This window comes from Paraburkholderia sp. EG286B (assembly GCF_040965655.1).
Classification (GTDB): Bacteria; Pseudomonadota; Gammaproteobacteria; order Burkholderiales; family Burkholderiaceae; genus Paraburkholderia.
In genome coordinates, this window is the sequence record NZ_JBFRCF010000004.1 from 475,434 (window position 1) to 497,406 (window position 21,973).

A 21,973-nucleotide genomic window follows, 5' to 3' on the forward strand; every position below is an offset into this window, starting at 1 on the left:
TCATAAAGTGTGCATCTATGCTGCGGTTGTCTTGTTGTCTGACCGAACAATAGGCCCGTGGAAAGGCGGACGCAATAGGAAGGAATATTTCATAATGATCAAGGTCGAGTGCCATGCGCAGCTAGTCGTGCGCGACGCGGAAGGCCGCGAGGCAAGCCTGACGGACGTTGTGCCGTTGCTTGCGCTCGTCGCCGAGGAAGGAAGCATTGCGCAGGCTGCGCAGCGTAAGGGTTTGTCCTATCGCCATGCGTGGGGTGTTTTGCGTGAAGTGGAGGAGCGCCTGGGGGGCGCGCTGATCGCGAAAGCGCGCGGCCGCGGGTCCGTGCTCTCCGAACTGGGCGAGGCTGTGCTGCGCTCGCAGCGCCTGTGCGGGGAGCGGCTGCAGGGCAACCTCGAGGCGCTGGCCAGTGAAGTGGCCAGCGACCTGAACCGCTGGCTCGCGCCCGATGCGCAGGATCTGCGCATCCATGCTTCGCACGGCTATGCGGTGGCGGCGCTCGTGACGGCGCTCGTCGCCGACCAGGTGCCCGTGGAGATCAAGTACCGCGACAGCGTCGACGCAATCACGGCACTCGCGCGTGGCGAATGCGATCTCGCAGGCTTTCACCTGCCGCGCGGCGACTTTCGGGCCGCCTGCGCCAACGCCTACCGCGGCTGGCTCGATCCGCAGCGGCACGTGCTCATCCATCTCACGCAGCGCAAGCAGGGACTCCTGGTCGGGCGCGGCAACCCGAAGCAGGTCACGGGTCTCGCCGACCTCGCGCGCGGCGATATCCGCTTCGTGAACCGGCAGCCGGGTTCGGGCACCCGCATGCTGATCGATCTGCTGCTGACACGCATCGGCGTCGATCCCGAGCGCGTGAACGGCTACGCGTCGTCGGAACTCACGCATTCGGCGATCGCCGCGTTCGTGGCCAGCGGGATGGCCGACGTGGGCTTCGGCGTGGCGCCGGCTGCGCACCATTTCGGGCTCGATTTCATCGAGATCGCCGATGAAGACTACTACTTTGCGTGCGATCGCGGCCATCTTACGCACGAGCCGCTGGCGACCGTGCTGGGTTTGCTGCGCGGCGCGGGGTTCCGTGCGTCCGTTGCGCAACTGGAGGGATACGATCCGGCGTCATGTGGCGACGTGGTGGAACTCGAAGCCGCGTGGGGCGGGCCGCTCGAGGGCGAGGCGCGGCCGTTGTAATAGAAGGCAACGGATAGGCCAGACTACGCTGCAGACTGAGGCGCTTTTTGTGATACTTTCAGTTTGTATTCGCTCTCACGTTTCAGTTGCGCGCCCGTCGCGCCGATCGACCATGAAATTTGTCCTCAAAGTTGGTGCTGCTGCCGCTACGGCGGCAGCGTTGTTGGCTACATTCAACGTTGCCTTTGCGCAGAACTCGCCAGGCGTGCCGGGTGGCATTCTGAGCGATCAGTTCAAGTTCAACGAGCATCCACAGATGCAGTTCGCCGCTTCGGCGCCGTCGGCCAAGTATCAGCATGGCAAGCCGAGCGCCGCACGCAAGCGTGGCGATCTGGGTGATCAGAACGGCTGTAATCTGCAGTGCCCGCAGGACAATTGATGACCCTGGAGGCGCGCGCGAAAGTTGCGCGGCCTGTGGAGCAAAGAAAAACTCGCGAAGCCCGAACGGGCTGTCGCGAGTTTTTTTGTATGCGCTGTGCAGGCGCGGCCGGCGTCGGGACCGTGGCAAGCAAAAAGCCCCGACAGCCTTGCGGCGCCGGGGCTCGAGTCCGATCGTCGTGGACGACCGGAAATATCTGGTGGAGCCGGCGGGAATCGAACCCGCGTCCAGAAGCAGTCCATAACCAGTTCTACATGCGTAGTTCTGTCATTTGATTTAACCGCAGCGACGCGGACGAACACGCTGCGCTACGGCGATTCACTAGATTTTCGACCTTGGCGTCGTGACGCCACCAAGGCTTAACTGACGTAAATGACCTCTGGCGGTATTGCTACCGGTCTTGCGACGCTAGCCCGTCAGTGAGCCAGGCAGAGGACGGCGGCCGTTAGGCTGCCAGTGCGAACGTATCGTCGTTTGCAGTTACGTTTTTCCCATTGATTAACGAGGTGACGGGTCCTCGGCATGCCCTGATTACTTCATAACCCCTGTCGAAACCAGGTCGGCCCCAGAGGTAGGAACAATTATCCCATAGTTCGCCATATGAGGCGAACCGCGCCCGGTTCAAGGGCGCGCGGGCTGTTCGCGATCAAAAGCCGTTTTTACGTCGCCTCAGGCCGGCTTGCGGATGTGCTGAAGCAGGGCGAACAGCGTCGCCGTGGTGTCGGCGACATATTGCGCGTTCCACTGCGAGGGCGGCACGTCGTTGCCGCAGTAGCCGTACGCGGCGGCGATCGTCGCCATGCCCGCCGCGGCGCCCGCCTGCACGTCGCGCAGATCGTCGCCGACGTAGACCACGCGCTGCGGCGCAATGCCGAGCGCCTCGGCCGCGTGCAGCAACGGCGCCGGATGCGGCTTGGAATAGGGCGTCGTGTCGCCGCTCACCACGCAGCTTGCGCGCGTGTCCAGGTGCATCAGCTTCACGAGCGGCTCGGTGAGACGGGCGACCTTGTTGGTCACGATGCCCCAGCGTACGCCGCGGCCGTCGAGGTCGTCGAGCACCGCGTCGATGCCGGCGAAGAGCGCCGTCTCGATGCGCAGATTCGCCTCGTAGTTGGCGAGAAACTCCTCCCGCATGGCGGCGAACTCGCGATCGTCGGGGCCGATCCCGAACGCGCCGCCAATCAGGGCGCGCGCGCCCGCCGAAGCGAGCGGACGCAGCTTCTCGAGCGGCGTGGGCGCGAGGCCGCGCGCGTGGCGCATCTGGTTGACGGCGGCGGCGAGGTCGGGGGCCGTATCGGCGAGCGTGCCGTCGAAGTCGAACAGCACGGCGTCGCAGGCGGCAAGCGCTGCGGCGCTGTCCGCGGCAGGTTGGGCGTTCGTGGGTGAGTTCATGTCTGGAAGCAATGGCGCGGCGCGCCGGTGTGCAGGAAATACCGCCGGAGCAGGGGGAACCGGCGGCGCCGCTCGTGCATATGCGGTCAGGCGTCGCGCCGGCAGGCGATCATGTAATTGACGCTGGAGTCGTTCGAAAGCGCAAAGTGCCGCGTGAGCGGGTTATACGTGATGCCCTTGATCTCGGCGACGTGCAGGCCGGCGCCGCGCACGAACGCGGCAAGCTCCGAGGGGCGGATGAAGCGCGCGTAGTCGTGCGTGCCCTTGGGCAGCATCTGCGCGATGTATTCCGCGCCGATTACGGCGAGCAGATACGACTTCACGTTGCGGTTGAGCGTCGAAAAGAACACCCAGCCGCCAGGCTTCACGAGCGTTGCGCAGGCCTTCACGACCTCGGCGGGCTGCGGCACGTGTTCGAGCATTTCCATGCAGGTCACGACGTCGAACGACGCCGGTTCGCGCGCGGCGATCGCTTCGGCCGCGATCAGCTCGTAGTCCACCGTCACGCCGCTCTCGAGGCTATGCAGGTCGGCCACGCCGAGCGCCTCGCGCGACAGGTCGATGCCTTTTACGGTTGCGCCAAGCCCCGCCATCGATTCGGAGAGGATGCCGCCGCCGCAGCCGATGTCGAGCACGCGCTTGGACGGCAGATGCGCATGGCTGTCTATCCAGCCCAGGCGAACGGGGTTGAGTTCGTGCAGCGGCTTGAATTCGGCGTTCGGGTCCCACCAGCGATGAGCGAGATCGCTGAATTTCTGCAGCTCGTGGGGATCGGCATTCGTCATGTCGTGGCAGCCTGAAGCGCGGTGCGGGTCGGAAAGAATAAGCCCCGAGTATACAGGCGGGTGCACAGGGCAGCAAAATGCCGCGCCGTGCCGTCAGGCTTTCCGGAACGATCACGCCGCGCGGAGACAGGCGAAATGAAAGAAGGATAAAACGCGGGATAAAAAAAGCCCCGCCGAAGCGGGGCTTTTGAGACTTGCGGTCGAGAGCTCGCGATTACTGCTTTTGCGTGCCGACGACTTCGACTTCCACGCGACGGTCCGGTGCGAGGCAGGCGATGAGAGCCTTGCGGTTCTTCTGGTTGCAGCCCGTCGTAACCGGGTTGCGCTTGCCCTTGCCTTCCGTGTAGATACGCTCTGCCGGAACGCCCTTGCTGACCAGGTACGACTTGACGGCTTGCGCACGGCGCAGCGACAGACGGTCGTTGTAGGCAACCGAGCCGATACGGTCGGTGTAGCCCGTCGCGACGACGACTTCGAGGTTCAGAGCCTGGATCTTGCTTGCCAGGTCGTCCAGCTTTTCCTTGCCAGCCGGCTTCAGGATGGCCTTGTCGAAGTCGAACAGGGCGTCAGCCTGGTACGTGATCTTCTGGCTGGTGATGGCCGGCGGCGGCGGAGCGACCGGCGGCTGCGGTGCCTGGGCGACCAGGGCGCCATCGCACTTAGCGTTGGCGGTGGCCGGCGTCCAGAATGCATCGCGCCAGCAAAGCTCGTTCGTGCCGTTCATCCACACGTATTCGCCGGTACCATTCACCCAGTTGTCATTGACGGCTTGTCGCGACGCCGGCACCGATTGTGCCTGAGCGGATGCAGCCACAACTGCGGTAGCTGCAATGAACGCGAGCTTTGAAAGTTTATTCATATTTCTCCTCTCGAAATTGAGATTACCGCAGGTTTACTGCGAGCCATATGACGAAGACAAGTCATACATTGCTCGAAGTATAACATTGGCAAGTTGTGGGGAACGCTTTGCGTTGTGTAGACTTCGAGCAGTGTCTAACTTTGTGCGTTGGCATTTTGCCATATCGTTCCCCTCCGACGATAAAAAAAATCCGCCCCTTTCACTGCGGCTGGTCGAACGTGGTACGCCCGCAACAAAAAAGTTCCCTTAATTTTACCTGGTATTGCGCCTGGGTAGCGTGAGCGTCACACATTGTCATCCAAATCGGTGGCGATGCATCTGATTCCGGTTCGCACTGCGGCGTTTGCGCCACGCTCAAGGCGCTTTTGAGCCGTTCGGCTTCACTCCTCTAATAGGTATACGCAGGCGGCGGGCGAGGGTGTCGTGCATGGTAGAATCGCGTGATGCGCTGCGTCCGCGGCGTCCATGCGACAGCTGGGCGTCCCGCGGTGACTGCGGCGACCTGCGCTCTTCCAGCTGGGGCGAGGCGCTAGCACACCGCGTGCCCAAATAAGACATCGATAATGGATCAATTCGCCAAAGAGACTCTGCCAATCTCCCTCGAGGAGGAAATGCGCCGCTCGTATCTCGATTACGCGATGAGCGTGATCGTCGGGCGAGCACTTCCGGATGTTCGTGACGGCCTGAAGCCTGTCCACCGGCGCGTGCTCTATGCAATGCACGAGCTGAATAACGACTGGAACCGCGCTTACAAGAAGTCGGCGCGTATCGTCGGCGACGTCATCGGTAAGTACCACCCACACGGCGACACGGCTGTCTACGACACGATCGTGCGGATGGCGCAGAACTTCTCCCTGCGCTACATGCTGGTCGACGGCCAGGGCAACTTCGGCTCCATCGACGGCGACAACGCCGCCGCCATGCGATACACCGAAATCCGCATGGCGAAGATCGGCCACGAGCTGCTGGCCGACATCGACAAGGAAACGGTCGACTTCGGGCCGAACTACGACGGCAGCGAGAGCGAGCCGCAGATCCTGCCCGCGCGCATTCCGAACCTGCTCATCAACGGTTCGTCGGGTATCGCGGTCGGCATGGCCACGAACATTCCGCCGCACAATCTCAATGAAGTCGTCGACGCTTGCCAGCATCTGCTGAAGAGCCCGCAGGCAACGGTCGACGAGCTGATCGAGATCATTCCCGCCCCCGACTTCCCGACCGCCGGCATCATTTATGGCGTCGCGGGCGTGCGCGACGGCTATCGCACCGGCCGCGGCCGCGTCGTGATGCGCGCGGCCACGCACTTCGAGGAAATTGATCGCGGTCAACGCATGGCGATCATCGTCGACGAACTGCCGTATCAGGTGAACAAGCGTTCGTTGCTCGAACGCATCGCCGAGCTCGTCAACGAGAAGAAGCTCGAAGGCATCTCCGATATTCGCGACGAATCCGACAAGAGCGGCATGCGTGTCGTGATCGAGCTCAAGCGCGGCGAAGTGCCCGAGGTCATCCTCAACAATCTGTACAAGGCGACGCAGCTGCAGGACACGTTCGGCATGAACATGGTCGCGCTGGTGGACAACCAGCCGAAGCTGCTGAACCTGAAGGAAATGCTCGAGCATTTCCTCTCGCATCGCCGCGAAGTGCTCACGCGCCGCACGGTGTACGAACTGCGCAAGGCGCGCGAACGTGGCCACGTGCTCGAAGGTCTCGCCGTTGCGCTCGCGAACATCGACGATTTCATCGAACTCATCAAGGCCGCGCCCACGCCGCCCATCGCGAAGCAGGAGTTGATGAACCGCTCGTGGGACTCGTCGCTCGTGCGCGAGATGCTCACGCGCGCGGAGCAGGACAACGCGGCGGCGGGTGGGCGCGAAGCCTACCGTCCGGAAGGGCTGAACCCGCAATATGGTATGCAGTCCGACGGCCTCTACCGTCTGTCCGACACGCAGGCGCAGGAAATCCTGCAAATGCGCCTCCAGCGCCTGACCGGCCTGGAGCAGGACAAGATCATCGGCGAGTACCGCGAAGTGATGGCGCAGATCGCCGACCTGCTCGACATCCTTGCGCGCCCCGAGCGCGTAACTGTCATGATCTCCGACGAACTCACCTCGATCAAGAGCGAATTCGGCGACGCCCGCCGCTCGAAGATCGAGATGAACGCCACCGAGCTCAACACCGAAGACCTGATCACGCCGCAGGACATGGTCGTGACCATGTCGCACGCCGGTTACGTGAAATCGCAGCCGTTGTCGGAATATCGCGCCCAGAAGCGCGGAGGTCGCGGCAAGCAGGCGACTTCGATGAAGGACGACGACTGGATCGACACGCTCTTCATCGCCAACACGCACGACCACATCCTGTGCTTCTCGAATCGCGGCCGCGTGTACTGGGTGAAGGTGTATGAAGTGCCGCAGGGTTCGCGCAACTCGCGCGGCCGTCCGATCGTCAACATGTTCCCGCTGCAGGACGGCGAGAAGATCACGGTCGTGCTGCCGGTCAAGGAGTTCTCGGCCGACAAGTTCGTCTTCATGGCCACGGCGCTGGGCACGGTAAAGAAGACGCCGCTCGAAGCCTTCAGCCGCCCGTTGCGCAAGGGTATTATTGCGGTCGGTCTCGACGACGGCGACTACCTGATCGGCGCTGCGATCACCGACGGCGAACACGACGTGATGCTGTTCTCCGACGCCGGCAAGGCGGTGCGCTTCGACGAGAACGACGTGCGCCCGATGGGCCGCGAAGCGCGCGGCGTGCGCGGCATGCAGCTCGAAGACAATCAGCAGGTCATCGCGCTCCTCGTGGCGGGCGACGAGCAGCAGTCGGTGCTCACCGCGACCGAGAACGGCTATGGCAAGCGCACCCCGATCACGGAGTACACGCGCCACGGCCGCGGCACGAAGGGCATGATCGCGATCCAGACTTCGGAGCGCAACGGCAAGGTGGTTGCGGCCACACTCGTCGACTCCGAAGCGCAGATCATGTTGATCACCACCACGGGCGTTCTGATTCGCACCCGCGTGTCGGAAATCCGCGAAATGGGCCGTGCAACGCAAGGTGTTACACTCATCAGCCTTGACGAAGGTACGAAGCTTTCCGGGCTGCAGCAGGTCGCCGAAGCGGACGCAGAAGTGGACGCCGAAGGTGAGGGCGAAGCAGGCGAAAGCGAAGAGTGATGCGTTATCCGGGCCCGCACAAGCGTGTTCAATCGATGCGCTTACGCGGGCTTTAAGGTGGGTTTCAGCGAACCTTGTTAGTGTCAGTGAAATGAATGGTGTGCCGGGCGGACCAGTGAGCGGGCGCAGAACGCAATGCGGCGCCCCGCAGTCCGCGCGGCAGTGCAAATCGATTAATTTCTCAAAGGGAGTAATGATGCAAAAACGATTCAAGCAGGTGATGTTGCTGGCCGCTCTCGTGCCGACGTTTGCCATGGCTCAGGCGCTCCAGAACCAGGCGCCCGCCCAGGCACCGGCAGCGGCTGCAGCACCCGTCGATCCGGCCAAGCAAGCCGCGATCAAGGACCTGCTCGACGCGATCGACGCACAGAAGCTCGTCGGCGCAATCGGCAACAGCGCCCAGATGCAAGCCAAGCAGCTCGTCCCGGCCATCCTCTCGGACGCGCTCTCGGAAAACAAGACGATGACGGACAAGCAGAAGCAAGCTGCCGTTCCGTCGCTGCAGAAGAACGCCGTGCCGAAGCTGGTTGACTCGGCAGGCCAGGTCTTCGCGACCGACTCGTTCAAGACGGACGCCATGCAAGCTCAGTACGACGCCTACGCGAAGTACTACAGCACGCAGGAAATCAAGGACCTGACCACGTTCTACCGCAGCCCGACCGGCCGCAAGTTCATTCAGGTTCAAGACCAGGTTGGCCGCGACGTCGTGAACAGCCTGATGCAGAAGTACATGCCGCAGTCGATCAAGGCAACGCGCGACCAGGCCGACAAGGAAGTCGCTTCGGTCAAGGTCGGCAAGTAAGTCTGGCGTCACGCGCCCTCTGGCCCGCAGCCATGATGTACGGCAGCGGGGCCGGATCGGCCGCGTAGACCGGGAAGCCCGTCGCCACGCCGTGCGTGGCGGGTTCCCGGCGACAATGCGATAATGGTCGTTTGCGCGATGAGCGCAAGCGGCCATTTTCTTTTTTCTGGCGTGTTTTCCGGCGGTTTTTGCCACAGCGCCTGCCTCGGGGATCCCTTTACGATGCGCGTCTACAACTTCTCAGCTGGGCCGGCAGCGCTGCCAGAAGAAGTCCTGCGTCAGGCCGCTGACGAAATGCTCGACTGGCACGGCAGCGGCATGGGTGTGATGGAAATGAGCCATCGCGGCCCGGAATTCATGCAGATCCACGCCGAGGCGCTGCTCGATCTGCGCGAGTTGATGCAGGTCCCCGCAAGTCACCAGATCCTGTTCCTGCAGGGCGGCGGCATCGGCGAAAACGCGATCGTGCCGCTCAACCTGTTCGGCTCGAAGCCGCGCGCCGACTTCGTCATCACCGGCTCGTGGTCGCAGAAGTCGCAGAAGGAAGCGCTCAAGTACGGCGCAGCGCATATCGCCGCGACGGGCCGCACCGAGGCCGGCTTCACGCATTCGCCGCCGAAGGGCGAGTGGCAGCTCTCCGACGACCCCGCCTACGTGCACCTGTGCACGAACGAGACGATCGACGGCGTCGAGACCTTCGAGATTCCCGACCTCGGCGACATTCCGCTCGTGGCCGACGCCTCGTCGCACATCTTGTCGCGCCCGATGGACATCGCCAAGTACGGCGTGCTCTACGGCGGCGCGCAGAAGAACATCGGCATGGCGGGCGTGACGGTCGTGATCGTGCGCGAAGACCTGCTCGACCGCTCGATGCCGATCTGTCCTTCGGCGTTCGAATGGAAGACCGTGGCCGCGAACAACTCGATGTTCAACACGCCGCCCACCTACGCGATCTATATCGCCGGGCTCGTGTTCAAGTGGTTGAAGCGTCAGGGCGGTCTCGAAGTCATCGAGGCGCGTAATGTGGAAAAAGCGAAGCTGCTCTACGACACGATCGACGCGAGCAGCTTCTATATCAACAAGGTGGAGCGCCGCGCGCGCTCGCGGATGAACGTGCCGTTCTTCCTCGCAGACGAAACACGTAACGCAGATTTCCTCGCCGGCGCCAAAGAGCGCGGGCTGTTGCAGCTGAAGGGCCACAAGTCCGTCGGCGGCATGCGGGCATCGATTTACAACGCGGTGCCGCTCGAAGCAGTGAATGCGCTGGTCGAGTACATGAAGGAATTCGAGGCGAAGCACGCGTAAGCGCTCCTCGCTCACTGGGCGAAGCGGCGCCGCGCGCATCCTTTCAGATTGCCGGTTTCACGCATGGACGACGAACTCAACTCCCAACTCAAACCGCTGCGCGAACGCATCGATGCAATCGACGCGCAGCTCATCGCGCTCCTGAACCAGCGCGCCTCGGTCGCGCTCGAAGTAGGCGAGGTCAAGAAGCATTTCAACGCGCCGGTGTTTCGCCCGGAGCGCGAGCAACAAGTGATCGAGCGCCTGCAGAACATGAGCGACGGCCCGCTCGGCAACGATCACATCAGCGCGATCTGGCGCGAGATCATGGCCGCGAGCCGCTCGCTCGAAAAGACGATTTCGGCTGCGTTCCTCGGCCCGGTCGGCACCTATAGCGAACAGGCGATGTACCAGTACTTCGGTCAGTCGATCGAAGGCCTGCCGTGCCCGTCGATCGACGAGGTGTTCCGCTCGGTCGAGGCGGGCGCCGCCGAGTTCGGCGTCGTGCCGGTCGAGAACTCGACCGAGGGCGCCGTTTCGCGCACGCTCGACCTGTTCCTCGAAACGCAGCTCGTCATAGGCGGCGAAATCGCCTTGCCGATTCAGCACAATCTGATGACGCAAAGCGGCAACCTGCAAGGCGTGACGCGCGTGTGCGCGCACCCGCAGGCGCTCGCACAGTGCCAGCACTGGCTGACGGCGAACGCACCGCAGCTCGAGCGTCAGCCGGTGTCGAGCAACGCCGAGGCCGCGCGCCTCGCCGCCGCCGACCCGACGGTCGCCGCGATTGCGGGCGATCGCGCCGCCACGCACTACGGTCTGCTGATCGCGAACGCGCTGATCCAGGACGACCCGCACAACCGCACGCGCTTCGTCATGATAGGCAAGCAGCCGGCGGGCGCGACGGGGCGCGACCAGACCTCGATGATCGTGTCGGTGAAGAACGAGCCGGGCGCTGTGTACAAGCTGCTCGAGCCGCTCGCGCGCCACAGCGTGTCGATGACGCGTTTCGAGTCGCGGCCGGCGCGCCTTGGCAGCACGTGGGAGTACTACTTCTACATCGACTTCGAAGGTCACCGCGACGAACCCGCCGTGGCCGCCGCGCTCGACGAACTCAGCAAGAAGGCCGCGTATCTGAAGATCCTCGGCTCGTATCCGCGCGCACGCTAACGCGCGGAAGGCGCGGGCGGCCCGCCGCCAACCGCCGCCCGCCGCATGAATGTGCCGGGCGGCGCGCCTTTCCCGATCCGTCTGGATGAGACCGTTGTACGCCCGGCGCCTTGAGCCCTGGAGAGACGCATGACCACGCAATTCGGCCCCTCGTATGTGCGCGCCATCGCGCCTTACATCGCCGGCAAACCGATTTCCGAAGTCGCGCGCGAATTCGGGCTCGACGAAGCGCGCATCGTGAAGCTCGCCTCGAACGAGAATCCGCTCGGCATGCCCGAATCGGCGCAACGCGCGATCGTGCAGGCCGCGAGCGAACTGGGCCGCTATCCCGATTCGAACGCGTTCGAGCTGAAGGCCGCGCTGGCCGCGCGCTACGACGTGCCGTCCGAGTGGATCACGCTCGGCAACGGCAGCAATGACATTCTCGAAATGGCCGCGCATGCGTTCGTCGAGCGCGGTCAGGCGATCGTCTATTCGCAGTACTCGTTCGCGGTCTATGCGCTCGCGACCCAGGGCCTCGGCGCGCGCCATATCGTGACGCCGGCGGTGCGCTACGGCCACGATCTCGACGCGATGCTGGCGGCGATCGACGAAGATACGCGTCTCGTGTTCGTGGCGAACCCGAACAACCCGACTGGCACGTTCGTCGACGGCGCGACGCTCGAGGCGTTCATCGCGAAGGTGCCCGCGCATGTCGCGGTCGTGCTCGACGAGGCGTACACGGAATACCTCGCGGCCGGGAAGCGCTATGACTCGATCGCGTGGGTGCGCCGCTTTCCGAACCTGCTCGTTTCGCGCACGTTCTCGAAGGCCTACGGACTCGCCGGCCTGCGTATCGGCTTCGCGATCGCGCAGCCTGAACTGACCGATCTGCTCAACCGTCTGCGCCAGCCGTTCAACGTCAACACGCTCGCGCAGGCCGCTGCGATTGCCGCGCTCGGCGACACGCCGTTCCTCGAGCGCAGCGCGGCGCTCAATGCAGAAGGCTATCGCACGCTCACCGCGGCGTTCGAGCGCCTCGGCCTCGAATACGTGCCGTCGGACGGCAATTTCGTGCTGGTGCGCGTGGCGAAGGACGCAGCGGACGACGGCGCCGGCGAGCGCGTGAATCTCGCGCTGCTCAAGCAAGCCGTGATCGTACGTCCGGTGGGCAACTATGGCCTGCCGCAATGGCTGCGTGTGACGATCGGCTTGCCCGAGGAGAACGCGGCATTCGTCGCGGCCCTCGAGCGAGCGCTTGGCGCGCCGTGAGCGCGCAACCTTTACTTTTTCGGTGACGTCGTGAGTGCGTTTTCGTTTAACAAACTGGTGATTTTCGGCGTGGGCCTGATCGGCGGGTCGCTCGCGCGCGCGTTGCGCGAGCGCGGTTCGCACGGCGGCCAGGGCGCGCAGGTGATCGGCGTGGGCCGCAGCGCAAAGTCGGTAGCGCGCGCGCTCGAACTGGGCGTGATCGACGCCGCCGCGACGCTCGACGACGAAGCGGCGCTCGCCGCCGCGCTCGCCGGCGCCGACATCGTGCTGATCGCGGCTCCCGTCGCGCAAACCCAGGCGCTGCTCGAGCGCATCGCGCCGCACCTGGGGCAAGCCACCATCGTCACCGACGCCGGCAGCACCAAGAGCGACGTGATCGCCGCGGCCCGTGCCGCGCTCGGGGCGCGCATCGCCCAGTTCGTGCCGGGGCATCCCATCGCCGGGCGCGAGTCGAGCGGCGTCGACGCCGCGTTGCCCGATCTCTACGTGGGCCGCAACGTCGTGCTGTGCCCGCTCGCGGAAAACGCGCCGGCAGCGGTCGAGCGCATCGCTGCGATGTGGCGCGCCACAGGTGCCGTGATCGGCGAGATGCCGGCCGAGCAGCACGATCGCGTGTTCGCGTCGGTGAGTCATCTGCCGCATGTGTTGTCGTTTGCGCTCGTCGACCAGATTCTCGCGTCGCCGGACGCCCAGCTGAAATTCTCGTTCGCCGCGGGCGGCTTCCGCGACTTCACGCGCATTGCCGCGTCGAGCCCCGAAATGTGGCGCGACGTGTGCCTCGCGAACCGCGCCGCGCTGCTCGCCGAACTCGACGGCTACACTGAGGTGCTGGCCAGGCTGCGCGCGGCCATCGACGCCGGCGACGGCGCGGCGCTCGAAACCGTGTTCGCGCGTTCGCGTGCGGCGCGCGAGGCGTGGCAGGAGCGCGGCGGCAAGGGCGCGGCAGCGCCCATCGATGTGGCACCAGGCAAATAAGCAAGCAGGACCCAGCCCGACGGCGCGCGCGCCGCGACCTCAGGCAACACCAGGCAACCCCAGGTACCACCAGGCATTCTCAGGACACGCTCATGGAACACCTCGATCTCGGACCGTTCACCCGTGCGTCCGGCACGATCCGTCTGCCCGGCTCGAAGAGCATCTCGAACCGCGTGCTGCTGCTCGCGGCGCTGGCCGAGGGCGAAACGACCATCACGAACCTGCTCGACTCCGACGACACGCGCGTGATGCTCGACGCGCTGGAAAAGCTCGGCGTGAAGCTCAAGCGCGAAGACGACACCTGCGTCGTACAGGGCACGCGCGGCGCGTTCCAGGCGGTGCGCGCGGATCTCTTTCTGGGCAACGCAGGCACGGCGGTGCGTCCGCTCACGGCCGCGCTCGCGGTGAACGGCGGCGACTACCGCATTCACGGCGTGCCGCGCATGCACGAGCGGCCGATCGGCGACCTCGTCGATGGCCTGCGCCAGATCGGCGCGAAGATCGACTACGAAGAAAACGAAGGCTACCCGCCGCTGCGCATCCGGCCGGCGCCGATTTCGGTCGAGGCGCCCATCCGCGTGCGCGGCGACGTGTCGAGCCAGTTCCTCACGGCGCTTCTGATGACGCTGCCGCTCGTGCGCGCCAAGGACGGCGTCACGATCGTCGAGGTGGACGGCGAGCTGATCTCCAAGCCCTACATCGAAATCACGATCAAGCTGATGGAGCGCTTCGGCGTGAAGGTCGAGCGCCACGGCTGGCATCGCTTCGAGATTCCCGCGGGCGTGCGTTACCAGTCGCCGGGCAAGATCATGGTCGAGGGCGATGCGTCGAGCGCGTCGTATTTCCTCGCCGCCGGCGCGATCGGGGGCGGCCCGCTGCGCGTGGAAGGCGTGGGGCGCTCGAGCATCCAGGGCGACGTCGCGTTCGCCGCGGCGCTCATGCGCATGGGCGCGAACGTCACGGTCGCCGACGACTGGATCGAGGTGCGCGGGATCGGCAACGATCACGGCAAGCTCGACCCGATCGACATGGACTTCAACCTGATTCCCGATGCGGCCATGACGATCGCCGTGGCGGCGCTCTTCGCCGACGGCGCGACCACGCTGCGCAACATCGCGAGCTGGCGCGTGAAGGAAACCGACCGCATCGCCGCGATGGCCACGGAACTGCGCAAGGTGGGCGCGAACGTGGAAGAGGGGCCCGATTACCTGATCGTGCGTCCGCCTGAGACACTCACGCCGAACGCCGCGATCGACACGTACGACGATCACCGCATGGCGATGTGCTTCTCGCTCGTGAGCCTCGGCGGTGTGCCGGTGCGCATCAACGACCCGAAGTGCGTCGGCAAGACGTTCCCCGATTACTTCGAGCGCTTCCTGGCGCTCGCGCAACCTTGATTCAAATGAAGCCGACTATCTTTGCCGCATGAAATCGACCCGTCCCTTTTATCCGACGCCCGTCATCACGATCGACGGCCCGACCGCCTCCGGCAAGGGCACGGTGGCCGCGCTGGTCGCCGCGCAACTCGGCTTTCACCTGCTCGACAGCGGCGCGCTGTATCGGCTGGCGGCGCTCGCGAGCGTGCGCTACGCGATCGCGGCCGATGACGCCGAGAGCCTTGCGAAGCTGATCGACGATCTCCATATCACGTTCCGCGAGGGGCTTGCGCAGCTCGATGGCGTTGACGTTTCGAACGAAATCCGTGCCGAGGAAGTGGGCAACCGCGCCTCGATGATCGCTGCGCATCCGGCCGTGCGCACCGCGCTCGTGGCGCGCCAGCGGGCGTTTCGCAAGCTTCCCGGGCTCGTTGCGGATGGCCGCGACATGGGCACCGTGATCTTCCCGGACGCCGTTCTGAAGGTGTTTTTAACGGCCAGCGTGGAGGCCCGTGCGGCCCGCCGGCATAAGCAATTGATCCAAAAAGGTTTTTCTGCTAATATGGATGACTTGCTTCGGGATTTGCGTGGACGCGACGCGCGCGACAGTAACCGCGCGGCCGCACCGCTCAAGCCTGCAGCAGATGCGCAGCTTCTCGATACTTCGGCGCTCTCCGTCGACCAGGCGGTCGAACAGGTGGTGCAGTGGTATCAGGAGTCTAGCCAACTGCGGCCCGTACGGTAATCCGCGAACGGGGCAAAGCGCAGTAAAGAAAGCAGTAAGCAGTACGAGTAGGTGCCCTGGAAAGCAACAGGGCGTGTGTTAAACCCTTTAACCCCGTATGGCTTTTGCATCTGCGCCGCGAGCATCGTGTTCCGGCCTCAACGCCCGGCAGTCAAGACCGACTGGCGAGGTAGCGAAAACCATGCAAATCCAGATTTTTATGTCCGACCTGCAAACCTCCACCCCGAATACCGAATCTTTCGCGGCTCTGTTCGAAGAGTCGCTGACCCGCCAGGACATGCGCGCCGGCGAAGTGATTTCCGCCGAAGTCGTGCGCGTCGACCACAACTTCGTGGTCGTCAATGCTGGTCTCAAGTCCGAAGCCTATATTCCGCTCGAAGAATTCCTGAACGACGCGGGTGAAGTGGAAGTGCAGGCGGGTGATTTCGTTTCCGTCGCGATCGACGCGCTGGAAAACGGCTACGGCGACACCATCCTGTCGCGCGACAAGGCGAAGCGTCTCGCTTCGTGGCTGTCGCTGGAAAAGGCTCTCGACAACAACGAACTCGTGACCGGCACGATCACGGGCAAGGTCAAGGGCGGCATGACCGTCATGGTCAACGGCATCCGCGCGTTCCTGCCGGGTTCGCTCGTCGACACGCGTCCGGTCAAGGACACGACGCCGTACGAAGGCAAGACCCTCGAATTCCGCGTCATCAAGCTCGACCGCAAGCGTAACAACGTCGTGCTGTCGCGCCGCGCAGTCATCGAAGCCACGCAAGGCGAAGAGCGCGCAAAGCTGCTCGAAACGCTCAAGGAAGGCGCGATCGTCAACGGCGTGGTCAAGAACATCACCGACTACGGCGCGTTCGTGGACCTCGGCGGCATCGACGGCCTGCTGCACATCACCGACATCGCATGGCGTCGCGTGCGTCACCCGAGCGAAGTTCTCTCGGTTGGCCAGGAAGTCACCGCGAAGATCCTCAAGTTCGACCAGGAAAAGAACCGCGTTTCGCTCGGTATCAAGCAACTGGGCGACGATCCATGGGAAGGCATCTCGCGCCGTTACCCGTCGGGCACGCGCCTGTTCGGCAAGGTCACGAACATCACCGACTACGGCGCGTTCGTCGAAGTCGAATCGGGCATCGAAGGCCTGGTTCACGTGTCGGAAATGGACTGGACCAACAAGAACGTTGCTCCGTCGAAGGTTGTCCAGCTGGGCGACGAAGTCGAAGTCATGGTCCTCGAGATCGACGAAGACCGCCGCCGCATCTCGCTCGGCATGAAGCAGTGCAAGCCGAATCCGTGGGATGACTTCAGCCGCAACTTCAAGAAGGGCGACAAGCTCCAGGGCGCGATCAAGTCGATCACCGACTTCGGCGTGTTCATCGGTCTGCCTGGCGGTATCGACGGTCTGGTTCACCTTTCGGACCTGTCGTGGTCGGAAACCGGCGAAGAAGCCGTTCGCAAGTACAAGAAGGGCGACGAAGTCGAAGCCGTGGTTCTGGGCATCGACGTCGAGAAGGAACGCATTTCGCTCGGCATCAAGCAGCTCGAAGGCGACCCGTTCAGCAACTTCGTTGCTGTCAACGACAAGGGTTCGATCGTCGACGGCGTGGTCAAGTCGGTTGACGCCAAGGGCGCAGTCGTGACGCTGAACGCCGACGTCGAAGGCTACCTGCGTGCTTCGGAAATCGCGCAAGACCGCGTGGAAGATGCTCGCAACGTGCTGAAGGAAGGCGACAAGGTCAACGCGATGATCATCAACATCGATCGCAAGTCGCGTGGCATCAACCTGTCGATCAAGGCGAAGGACTCGGCTGAAACGCAGGAAGCCCTGCGCAGCATGTCGGCTGATTCGGGTCAGGCTGCCACCGGCACGACCAACCTCGGCGCGCTGCTGAAGGCCAAGCTCGACGGCCAGAACCAGTAAGCCTCAAACGGGGGCAAGCTGAAGTATGACCAAATCTGAATTGGTCGCGCAGCTGGCTACGCGATTTCCGCAACTTGTTCTCAAGGACGCGGATTTCGCGGTCAAGACGATGCTCGATGCGATGTCCGAGGCGCTTGCCAAGGGCCATCGCATCGAAATTCGTGGCTTTGGCAGCTTCGGCCTGAATCGTCGGCCGTCGCGCGTCGGTCGCAATCCCAAGTCGGGTGAAAAGGTGCTGGTGCCTGAGAAGTTCGTGCCGCACTTCAAGCCGGGCAAGGAACTGCGCGAGCGCGTGGACCGTAATTCGGGCGAGCCGCTGAGGGCGGACGAGCCGGACGACGACCTGTAAGCGTTGGATCGTTTTCGATCGGGCGGTTGCGGTCGTCGGCGGTCAATGCCAGATGGCCAGAATGCATGGACCGGTAAAAAGCGCTGGGGTGAACAACCCCGGCGCTTTTTTTTCGTCTGCGCCTTTTCGACGCGGTTAGTTCCGGCAAGCCAGGTTGCCTGGCTCAGTGCTCGCTCACACGTGTCGGCCCGCGAGCCGTTCAATTACAATACGGGACACTTCGGCGCGGCTTGTGCTGCGGCGCAGCATGTCCGCCGTGCCGGCGCCTTTCTCAACTGCCAAGAGAATCCTTCAATGAGATTGATCGCCTGGGTGCTCCGTGTGCTGGTGTTCGTACTGCTGCTCGTCCTTGCGCTCGCCAACACGCAAACCGCGACGCTGAACTTTCTGGCCGGATATTCGTGGCAGGCCCCGCTGATCCTGATCGGCCTCGCGTTTTTTGTCGTGGGGCTGCTGGCGGGGCTGCTTTCCGCGCTGCCCGGCGTGTTCCGGCTGCGCATGGAAAACGGCCGCCTCAAGCGCGACTTGCGGGTGGCGCGTGAAACGCCCACGCCGAGCGTCGAGCCGCCGCTGCCGCCGCTTATCTGATTTGTATTGCCGTGCCGCGCGCCTGAACGCGAGCGGCTGATTTTCCGCTCATACCATCGCTCGCATGGATCTCGATTTTTGGTGGCTCCTCGTCATTCCCGTGGCTTTCGCGCTCGGCTGGATGGCGTCGCGCTACGACCTGAAGGCACTGCTTTCCGAAAGCGCCAACCTGCCGCGCTCGTATTTTCGCGGCCTGAATTTTCTGCTCAACGAGCAGCCGGACAAGGCCATCGACGCGTTCATCGAGGTCGCCAAGCTCGACCCCGAAACCGTCGAGCTGCACTTCGCGCTCGGCAATCTGTTTCGCCGCCGCGGCGAGACCGACCGCGCGATCCGCGTGCATCAGAACCTGCTCTCGCGCTCCGACCTGCCCGTAAACGAGCGCGACCACGCGCTCTATGAACTCGGCCAGGATTTTCTGAAGGCCGGCATGCTCGACCGCGCAGAAGAGACCTTCGGCAAGCTCAAGTCGGGCGACTTCGCGCTCGGCGCTCAGCGTGCACTGCTCGCGATCTACGAGATCGAGAAGGACTGGAACCGCTGCATCGACACGGCACGTCATCTCGAAACGATGGGCGCGGCGTCGCTCGACCTCGAGATCGCCCAGTTCCACTGCGAACTCGCGCAGGAAGCGCTCCAGCAGAAAAAGCCCGACGAAGCGCGCCGTCAACTGGCGCTCGCGCTCAAGGCCAATTCGCAGAACGTGCGCGCGACGATCCTCGCAGGCGACGTCGATGCGGCAAGCGGCGATTGCGAGACTGCGCTTGGCCACTGGCGCGATGTCGAAGCGCAAAACCCCGCTTATCTGCCGCTCGTCGCCGAAAAGATCATGAAGGCCTACGAGACGCTCGGCCGCGCCGAAGAGGGCGCACAATTGCTCACGACGTGGGTCGACGCGTATCCGTCGAACGATCTGCTCGACGTCGCCTACAAGTATGTCGCCGCGCTGCGCGGCCCCGATGCGGCGCACGCGCTGGCCCGCACGCAGATGCAGAAGTCGCCGAACCTCGCCGGCATGGCGCGCCTGCTCGAAGCGCAGCAGGCCACGGCCGAAGAGCCGCGCCGCAGCGAACTCGAGCTGATGCGCAAGCTGCTCCAGCAGCGCACCAAGAACCTGCCTCGCTACACCTGCCAGAACTGCGGATTCCGGGCGCGCCTGTTCTACTGGCAGTGTCCGGGCTGCAGCGGCTGGGAAACCTATGCGCCGCGCCGTGTCGAGCCGGTTCCCGCGTCGAGCTGAGCCTTAGGGGCGCGCGTGCCCAGCCCGGCATCAGCCGGCCGCGCCCACAATCATTCCAACATCCGCATCTGTCACCGGAGCGCCTATGAAGATCACCATTGTCGGTACCGGCTACGTCGGCCTCGTCACCGGTGCGTGTCTTGCCGAAATCGGCCACGACGTGTTTTGCCTCGATGTCGATCCGCGCAAGATCGATATCCTGAATGGCGGCGGCGTCCCGATTCACGAGCCGGGCCTGCTCGAACTCATCGCGCGCAACCGCGCGGCCGGGCGCATTACCTTTTCCACCGACATCGCGGCGAGCGTCGAGCACGGCGAGGTGCAGTTCATCGCCGTGGGCACGCCGCCCGACGAAGACGGCTCGGCCGATCTCCAGTACGTGCTCGAAGCGGCGCGCAGCATCGGCCGCCACATGAACGGCTTCAAGGTGGTCGTCGACAAGTCGACGGTGCCGGTCGGCACGGCGCAGCGCGTGCACGGCGTGCTGGCCGAGGAGCTGGCAAAGCGCGGCCTCGCACAGAGCGTGGATCACCGCTTCTCGGTCGTCTCGAACCCCGAGTTTCTGAAAGAGGGCGCGGCGGTGGACGACTTCATGCGCCCGGACCGCATCATCATCGGCCTCGACGAGGACGAGAACGGGACCGCCGCGCGCGAGAAGATGAAGCGCCTCTACGCGCCGTTCAACCGCAATCACGAACGCACGATCTACATGGACGTCCGCTCCGCCGAATTCACGAAGTACGCGGCCAACGCCATGCTCGCGACGCGCATCTCGTTCATGAACGAGATGGCGAATCTCGCCGACCGCGTGGGCGCCGACATCGAGTCGGTGCGCCGCGGCATCGGCTCCGATCCGCGCATCGGCTATCACTTCCTCTATGCCGGCTGCGGCTATGGCGGCTCGTGCTTCCCGAAGGACGTGCAGGCGCTGATCCGCACGGCCGCGGAGTCGGGCCAGAACCTGCGCGTGCTCGAAGCCGTCGAGGAGGTCAATCACGGCCAGAAGGAAGTGCTCGTGAAGAAGATCGCCAGCGTGTGCGGCGACGACCTCACCGGCAAGCACTTCGCCGTGTGGGGCCTAGCGTTCAAGCCGAACACCGACGACATGCGCGAAGCGCCGAGCCGCCGTCTGATCGCCGACCTGCTCTCGCGCGGGGCCACGGTGGCGGCGTGGGACCCAGTCGCAGCCGAAGAGGCGCAGCGCGTGTTCGCGCTCGATCTCGCACACGCGCCTGAGCAGCACACGCGCCTCACGTTCGCATCGAGCCAGGACGACGCACTCACGGGTGCCGACGCGCTGGTGATCGTCACCGAATGGACCGCCTTCAAGGCGCCCGATTTCGCGCATTTGAAGAAGGTGCTCAAGGCACCGCGTATCTTCGACGGACGCAACCTCTACGAGCCCGACGCCATGGCCGAGCTCGGCATTGACTATCATTCGATTGGGCGGCCCCATGTCAATCTCGCAAAATCCGCAGCCTGAAGCCGCGCCCGTCGCCGCGCTTGCTGCTGCCATCGCGCCGGAAGTGCGCGTCGTGCCGCGCGAGAAGCTCGCGACCTCGCGCGTGCTGGTGGTGGGCGACGTCATGCTCGACCGCTACTGGTTCGGCGACGTCAACCGCATCTCGCCGGAAGCGCCGGTGCCGGTCGTGCATGTGCAGCGCAAGGAAGACCGTTTGGGTGGCGCGGCGAACGTCGCGCGCAACGCGGCGGCGCTCGGCGCTCACGCGGGCCTCCTGTGCGTGGTGGGCCATGACGAACCCGGCGAGCGTATCGTCGAGCTGCTCGACGAAAGCAACGTGAACGCGTATCTCGAGCGCGATCCCGCGTTGCCGACCACCATCAAGCTGCGCGTACTGTCGCGCCAGCAACAGTTGTTGCGCGTGGACTTCGAAAACACGCCCGCGCACGAGATCCTGCTCGCCGGCCTCGCGCGTTTCGACGCGCTGTTGCCTACGCACGACGTGATTCTCCTCTCCGACTACGCGAAGGGTGGGCTCACGCATGTCACGCAGATGATCGCGAAGGCGCGCGCCGCGGGCAAGGCGGTGCTCGTCGATCCGAAGGGCGACGACTGGGAGCGCTATCGCGGCGCGAGCCTCATCACGCCGAACCGCGCGGAGCTGCGCGAAGTGGTGGGCACGTGGAAGTCCGAGGAGGACCTGCACGCGCGCGTGACGAAGCTGCGCCACGAACTGCAGTTCGATGCGCTCCTGCTCACGCGCTCGGAAGAGGGTATGACGCTCTTTTCCGATGACGGCGCGCTGCACGCGGCGGCCGATGCGCGCGAAGTGTATGATGTCTCGGGCGCCGGCGACACGGTGATCGCGACCGTCGCGGTCATGCTGGGCGCGGGATTGCCGCTCGTCGAAGGCGTCGCGCTCGCGAATCGCGCGGCCGGCATCGTGGTCGGCAAGCTCGGCACGGCCACCGTCGACTACGACGAACTCTTTCAATAACGTTGTGCACGCGAGCGCGCAGCGCTCGCAACCCGGCCGGAA

The 21,973-nt window shown here is 64.3% G+C and carries 19 protein-coding genes and 1 other RNA gene; 16 read left to right on the forward strand and 4 right to left on the reverse strand.

The annotated features are described in order from the left end of the window. Positions 1 to 94: 94 nt before the first annotated feature. Together AB4Y42_RS11065 and AB4Y42_RS11070 are read left to right on the forward strand one after the other, a co-directional pair. Positions 95 to 1,192: a substrate-binding domain-containing protein gene (locus tag AB4Y42_RS11065; protein ID WP_368686681.1), complete on the forward strand. Its 1,098-nt coding sequence runs from the start codon at positions 95 to 97 to the stop codon at positions 1,190 to 1,192. 112 nt (positions 1,193 to 1,304) lie between these two features. Further along, entirely contained in the window at positions 1,305 to 1,571 is a 267-nt protein-coding gene (locus AB4Y42_RS11070) for a hypothetical protein (protein WP_342924989.1), read from the forward strand. Between the two features lie 197 nt (positions 1,572 to 1,768). Here the strand turns inward: AB4Y42_RS11070 and ssrA are convergent. The 4 genes from ssrA to ompA all read right to left on the reverse strand — a co-directional run bounded on the left by ssrA (position 1,769) and on the right by ompA (position 4,607). Beyond that, positions 1,769 to 2,138, reverse strand: a transfer-messenger RNA (tmRNA) gene (ssrA, locus tag AB4Y42_RS11075). Positions 2,139 to 2,240: 102 nt separating this feature from the next. Further along, positions 2,241 to 2,963, reverse strand: coding sequence for an HAD-IA family hydrolase (locus AB4Y42_RS11080; RefSeq protein WP_368694160.1), 723 nt, complete (start codon positions 2,961 to 2,963; stop codon positions 2,241 to 2,243). An 86-nt stretch (positions 2,964 to 3,049) separates the two neighbouring features. After that, the gene (gene ubiG, locus AB4Y42_RS11085) at positions 3,050 to 3,748 is read right to left on the reverse strand and encodes a bifunctional 2-polyprenyl-6-hydroxyphenol methylase/3-demethylubiquinol 3-O-methyltransferase UbiG (protein ID WP_368694161.1); all 699 of its coding nucleotides are present in this window, start codon (positions 3,746 to 3,748) and stop codon (positions 3,050 to 3,052) included. A gap of 214 nt (positions 3,749 to 3,962) precedes the next feature. Next, positions 3,963 to 4,607, reverse strand: coding sequence for an outer membrane protein OmpA (gene ompA, locus AB4Y42_RS11090; protein WP_042260999.1), 645 nt, complete (start codon positions 4,605 to 4,607; stop codon positions 3,963 to 3,965). A 563-nt stretch (positions 4,608 to 5,170) separates the two neighbouring features. Here ompA and gyrA point away from each other — a divergent pair. From gyrA to rfaE1, 14 genes are all read left to right on the forward strand, one after another. Continuing rightward, a complete protein-coding gene (gene gyrA / locus AB4Y42_RS11095; RefSeq protein ID WP_368686678.1) occupies positions 5,171 to 7,780 on the forward strand; it encodes a DNA gyrase subunit A in 2,610 nt (869 codons plus the stop codon). Between the two features lie 196 nt (positions 7,781 to 7,976). Then, positions 7,977 to 8,582, forward strand: a complete 606-nt coding sequence (locus tag AB4Y42_RS11100) for a DUF2059 domain-containing protein (RefSeq protein WP_028208183.1) — start codon at positions 7,977 to 7,979, stop codon at positions 8,580 to 8,582. A gap of 222 nt (positions 8,583 to 8,804) precedes the next feature. Beyond that, positions 8,805 to 9,887 (forward strand): 3-phosphoserine/phosphohydroxythreonine transaminase, encoded by a 1,083-nt coding sequence (gene serC / locus AB4Y42_RS11105; protein ID WP_368686677.1) that lies wholly within the window; start codon positions 8,805 to 8,807, stop codon positions 9,885 to 9,887. Between the two features lie 63 nt (positions 9,888 to 9,950). Next, positions 9,951 to 11,036, forward strand: coding sequence for a prephenate dehydratase (gene pheA, locus AB4Y42_RS11110; RefSeq protein ID WP_368694162.1), 1,086 nt, complete (start codon positions 9,951 to 9,953; stop codon positions 11,034 to 11,036). Positions 11,037 to 11,165: 129 nt separating this feature from the next. After that, positions 11,166 to 12,287, forward strand: coding sequence for a histidinol-phosphate transaminase (gene hisC, locus AB4Y42_RS11115; protein ID WP_368686675.1), 1,122 nt, complete (start codon positions 11,166 to 11,168; stop codon positions 12,285 to 12,287). A gap of 30 nt (positions 12,288 to 12,317) precedes the next feature. Continuing rightward, positions 12,318 to 13,262, forward strand: coding sequence for a prephenate dehydrogenase (locus AB4Y42_RS11120; protein ID WP_368694163.1), 945 nt, complete (start codon positions 12,318 to 12,320; stop codon positions 13,260 to 13,262). 92 nt (positions 13,263 to 13,354) lie between these two features. Further along, a complete protein-coding gene (aroA, locus tag AB4Y42_RS11125; protein WP_368686673.1) occupies positions 13,355 to 14,659 on the forward strand; it encodes a 3-phosphoshikimate 1-carboxyvinyltransferase in 1,305 nt (434 codons plus the stop codon). A 28-nt stretch (positions 14,660 to 14,687) separates the two neighbouring features. Then, positions 14,688 to 15,383 carry a (d)CMP kinase gene (gene cmk, locus AB4Y42_RS11130; protein ID WP_368694164.1) on the forward strand — a complete coding sequence of 232 codons (696 nt, stop codon included), beginning with the start codon at positions 14,688 to 14,690 and terminating at the stop codon, positions 15,381 to 15,383. A 181-nt stretch (positions 15,384 to 15,564) separates the two neighbouring features. Next, the gene (gene rpsA / locus AB4Y42_RS11135; protein ID WP_158758332.1) at positions 15,565 to 17,295 is read left to right on the forward strand and encodes a 30S ribosomal protein S1; all 1,731 of its coding nucleotides are present in this window, start codon (positions 15,565 to 15,567) and stop codon (positions 17,293 to 17,295) included. A 25-nt stretch (positions 17,296 to 17,320) separates the two neighbouring features. Then, complete coding sequence (locus AB4Y42_RS11140) at positions 17,321 to 17,644, forward strand: integration host factor subunit beta (protein WP_368694165.1); 324 nt, start codon at positions 17,321 to 17,323, stop codon at positions 17,642 to 17,644. Positions 17,645 to 17,938: 294 nt separating this feature from the next. Next, on the forward strand, positions 17,939 to 18,232 hold the full coding sequence (locus tag AB4Y42_RS11145; protein ID WP_368616247.1) for a lipopolysaccharide assembly protein LapA domain-containing protein: 294 nt from the start codon (positions 17,939 to 17,941) through the stop codon (positions 18,230 to 18,232). 64 nt (positions 18,233 to 18,296) lie between these two features. Continuing rightward, complete coding sequence (gene lapB / locus AB4Y42_RS11150) at positions 18,297 to 19,472, forward strand: lipopolysaccharide assembly protein LapB (protein WP_368694166.1); 1,176 nt, start codon at positions 18,297 to 18,299, stop codon at positions 19,470 to 19,472. A gap of 85 nt (positions 19,473 to 19,557) precedes the next feature. Then, a complete protein-coding gene (locus AB4Y42_RS11155; protein ID WP_368694167.1) occupies positions 19,558 to 20,955 on the forward strand; it encodes a UDP-glucose/GDP-mannose dehydrogenase family protein in 1,398 nt (465 codons plus the stop codon). Next, entirely contained in the window at positions 20,927 to 21,931 is a 1,005-nt protein-coding gene (gene rfaE1 / locus AB4Y42_RS11160) for a D-glycero-beta-D-manno-heptose-7-phosphate kinase (protein ID WP_368694168.1), read from the forward strand. Before AB4Y42_RS11155 ends, rfaE1 begins: the two co-directional genes overlap by 29 nt. Positions 21,932 to 21,973 lie beyond the last annotated feature (42 nt).

Coding starts and splice junctions, on each gene's coding strand:
- gyrA (WP_368686678.1), top strand. CDS start 5,171: ATGGATCAATTCGCCAAAGAGACTCTGCCAATCTCCCTCGAGGAGGAA.
- AB4Y42_RS11065 (WP_368686681.1), top strand. CDS start 95: ATGATCAAGGTCGAGTGCCATGCGCAGCTAGTCGTGCGCGACGCGGAA.
- aroA (WP_368686673.1), top strand. CDS start 13,355: ATGGAACACCTCGATCTCGGACCGTTCACCCGTGCGTCCGGCACGATC.
- AB4Y42_RS11155 (WP_368694167.1), top strand. CDS start 19,558: ATGAAGATCACCATTGTCGGTACCGGCTACGTCGGCCTCGTCACCGGT.
- AB4Y42_RS11145 (WP_368616247.1), top strand. CDS start 17,939: ATGAGATTGATCGCCTGGGTGCTCCGTGTGCTGGTGTTCGTACTGCTG.
- rpsA (WP_158758332.1), top strand. CDS start 15,565: ATGCAAATCCAGATTTTTATGTCCGACCTGCAAACCTCCACCCCGAAT.
- ompA (WP_042260999.1), bottom strand. CDS start 4,607: ATGAATAAACTTTCAAAGCTCGCGTTCATTGCAGCTACCGCAGTTGTG.
- AB4Y42_RS11070 (WP_342924989.1), top strand. CDS start 1,305: ATGAAATTTGTCCTCAAAGTTGGTGCTGCTGCCGCTACGGCGGCAGCG.
- lapB (WP_368694166.1), top strand. CDS start 18,297: ATGGATCTCGATTTTTGGTGGCTCCTCGTCATTCCCGTGGCTTTCGCG.
- AB4Y42_RS11140 (WP_368694165.1), top strand. CDS start 17,321: ATGACCAAATCTGAATTGGTCGCGCAGCTGGCTACGCGATTTCCGCAA.
- hisC (WP_368686675.1), top strand. CDS start 11,166: ATGACCACGCAATTCGGCCCCTCGTATGTGCGCGCCATCGCGCCTTAC.
- ubiG (WP_368694161.1), bottom strand. CDS start 3,748: ATGACGAATGCCGATCCCCACGAGCTGCAGAAATTCAGCGATCTCGCT.
- cmk (WP_368694164.1), top strand. CDS start 14,688: ATGAAATCGACCCGTCCCTTTTATCCGACGCCCGTCATCACGATCGAC.
- rfaE1 (WP_368694168.1), top strand. CDS start 20,927: ATGTCAATCTCGCAAAATCCGCAGCCTGAAGCCGCGCCCGTCGCCGCG.
- pheA (WP_368694162.1), top strand. CDS start 9,951: ATGGACGACGAACTCAACTCCCAACTCAAACCGCTGCGCGAACGCATC.
- serC (WP_368686677.1), top strand. CDS start 8,805: ATGCGCGTCTACAACTTCTCAGCTGGGCCGGCAGCGCTGCCAGAAGAA.
- AB4Y42_RS11100 (WP_028208183.1), top strand. CDS start 7,977: ATGCAAAAACGATTCAAGCAGGTGATGTTGCTGGCCGCTCTCGTGCCG.
- AB4Y42_RS11080 (WP_368694160.1), bottom strand. CDS start 2,963: ATGAACTCACCCACGAACGCCCAACCTGCCGCGGACAGCGCCGCAGCG.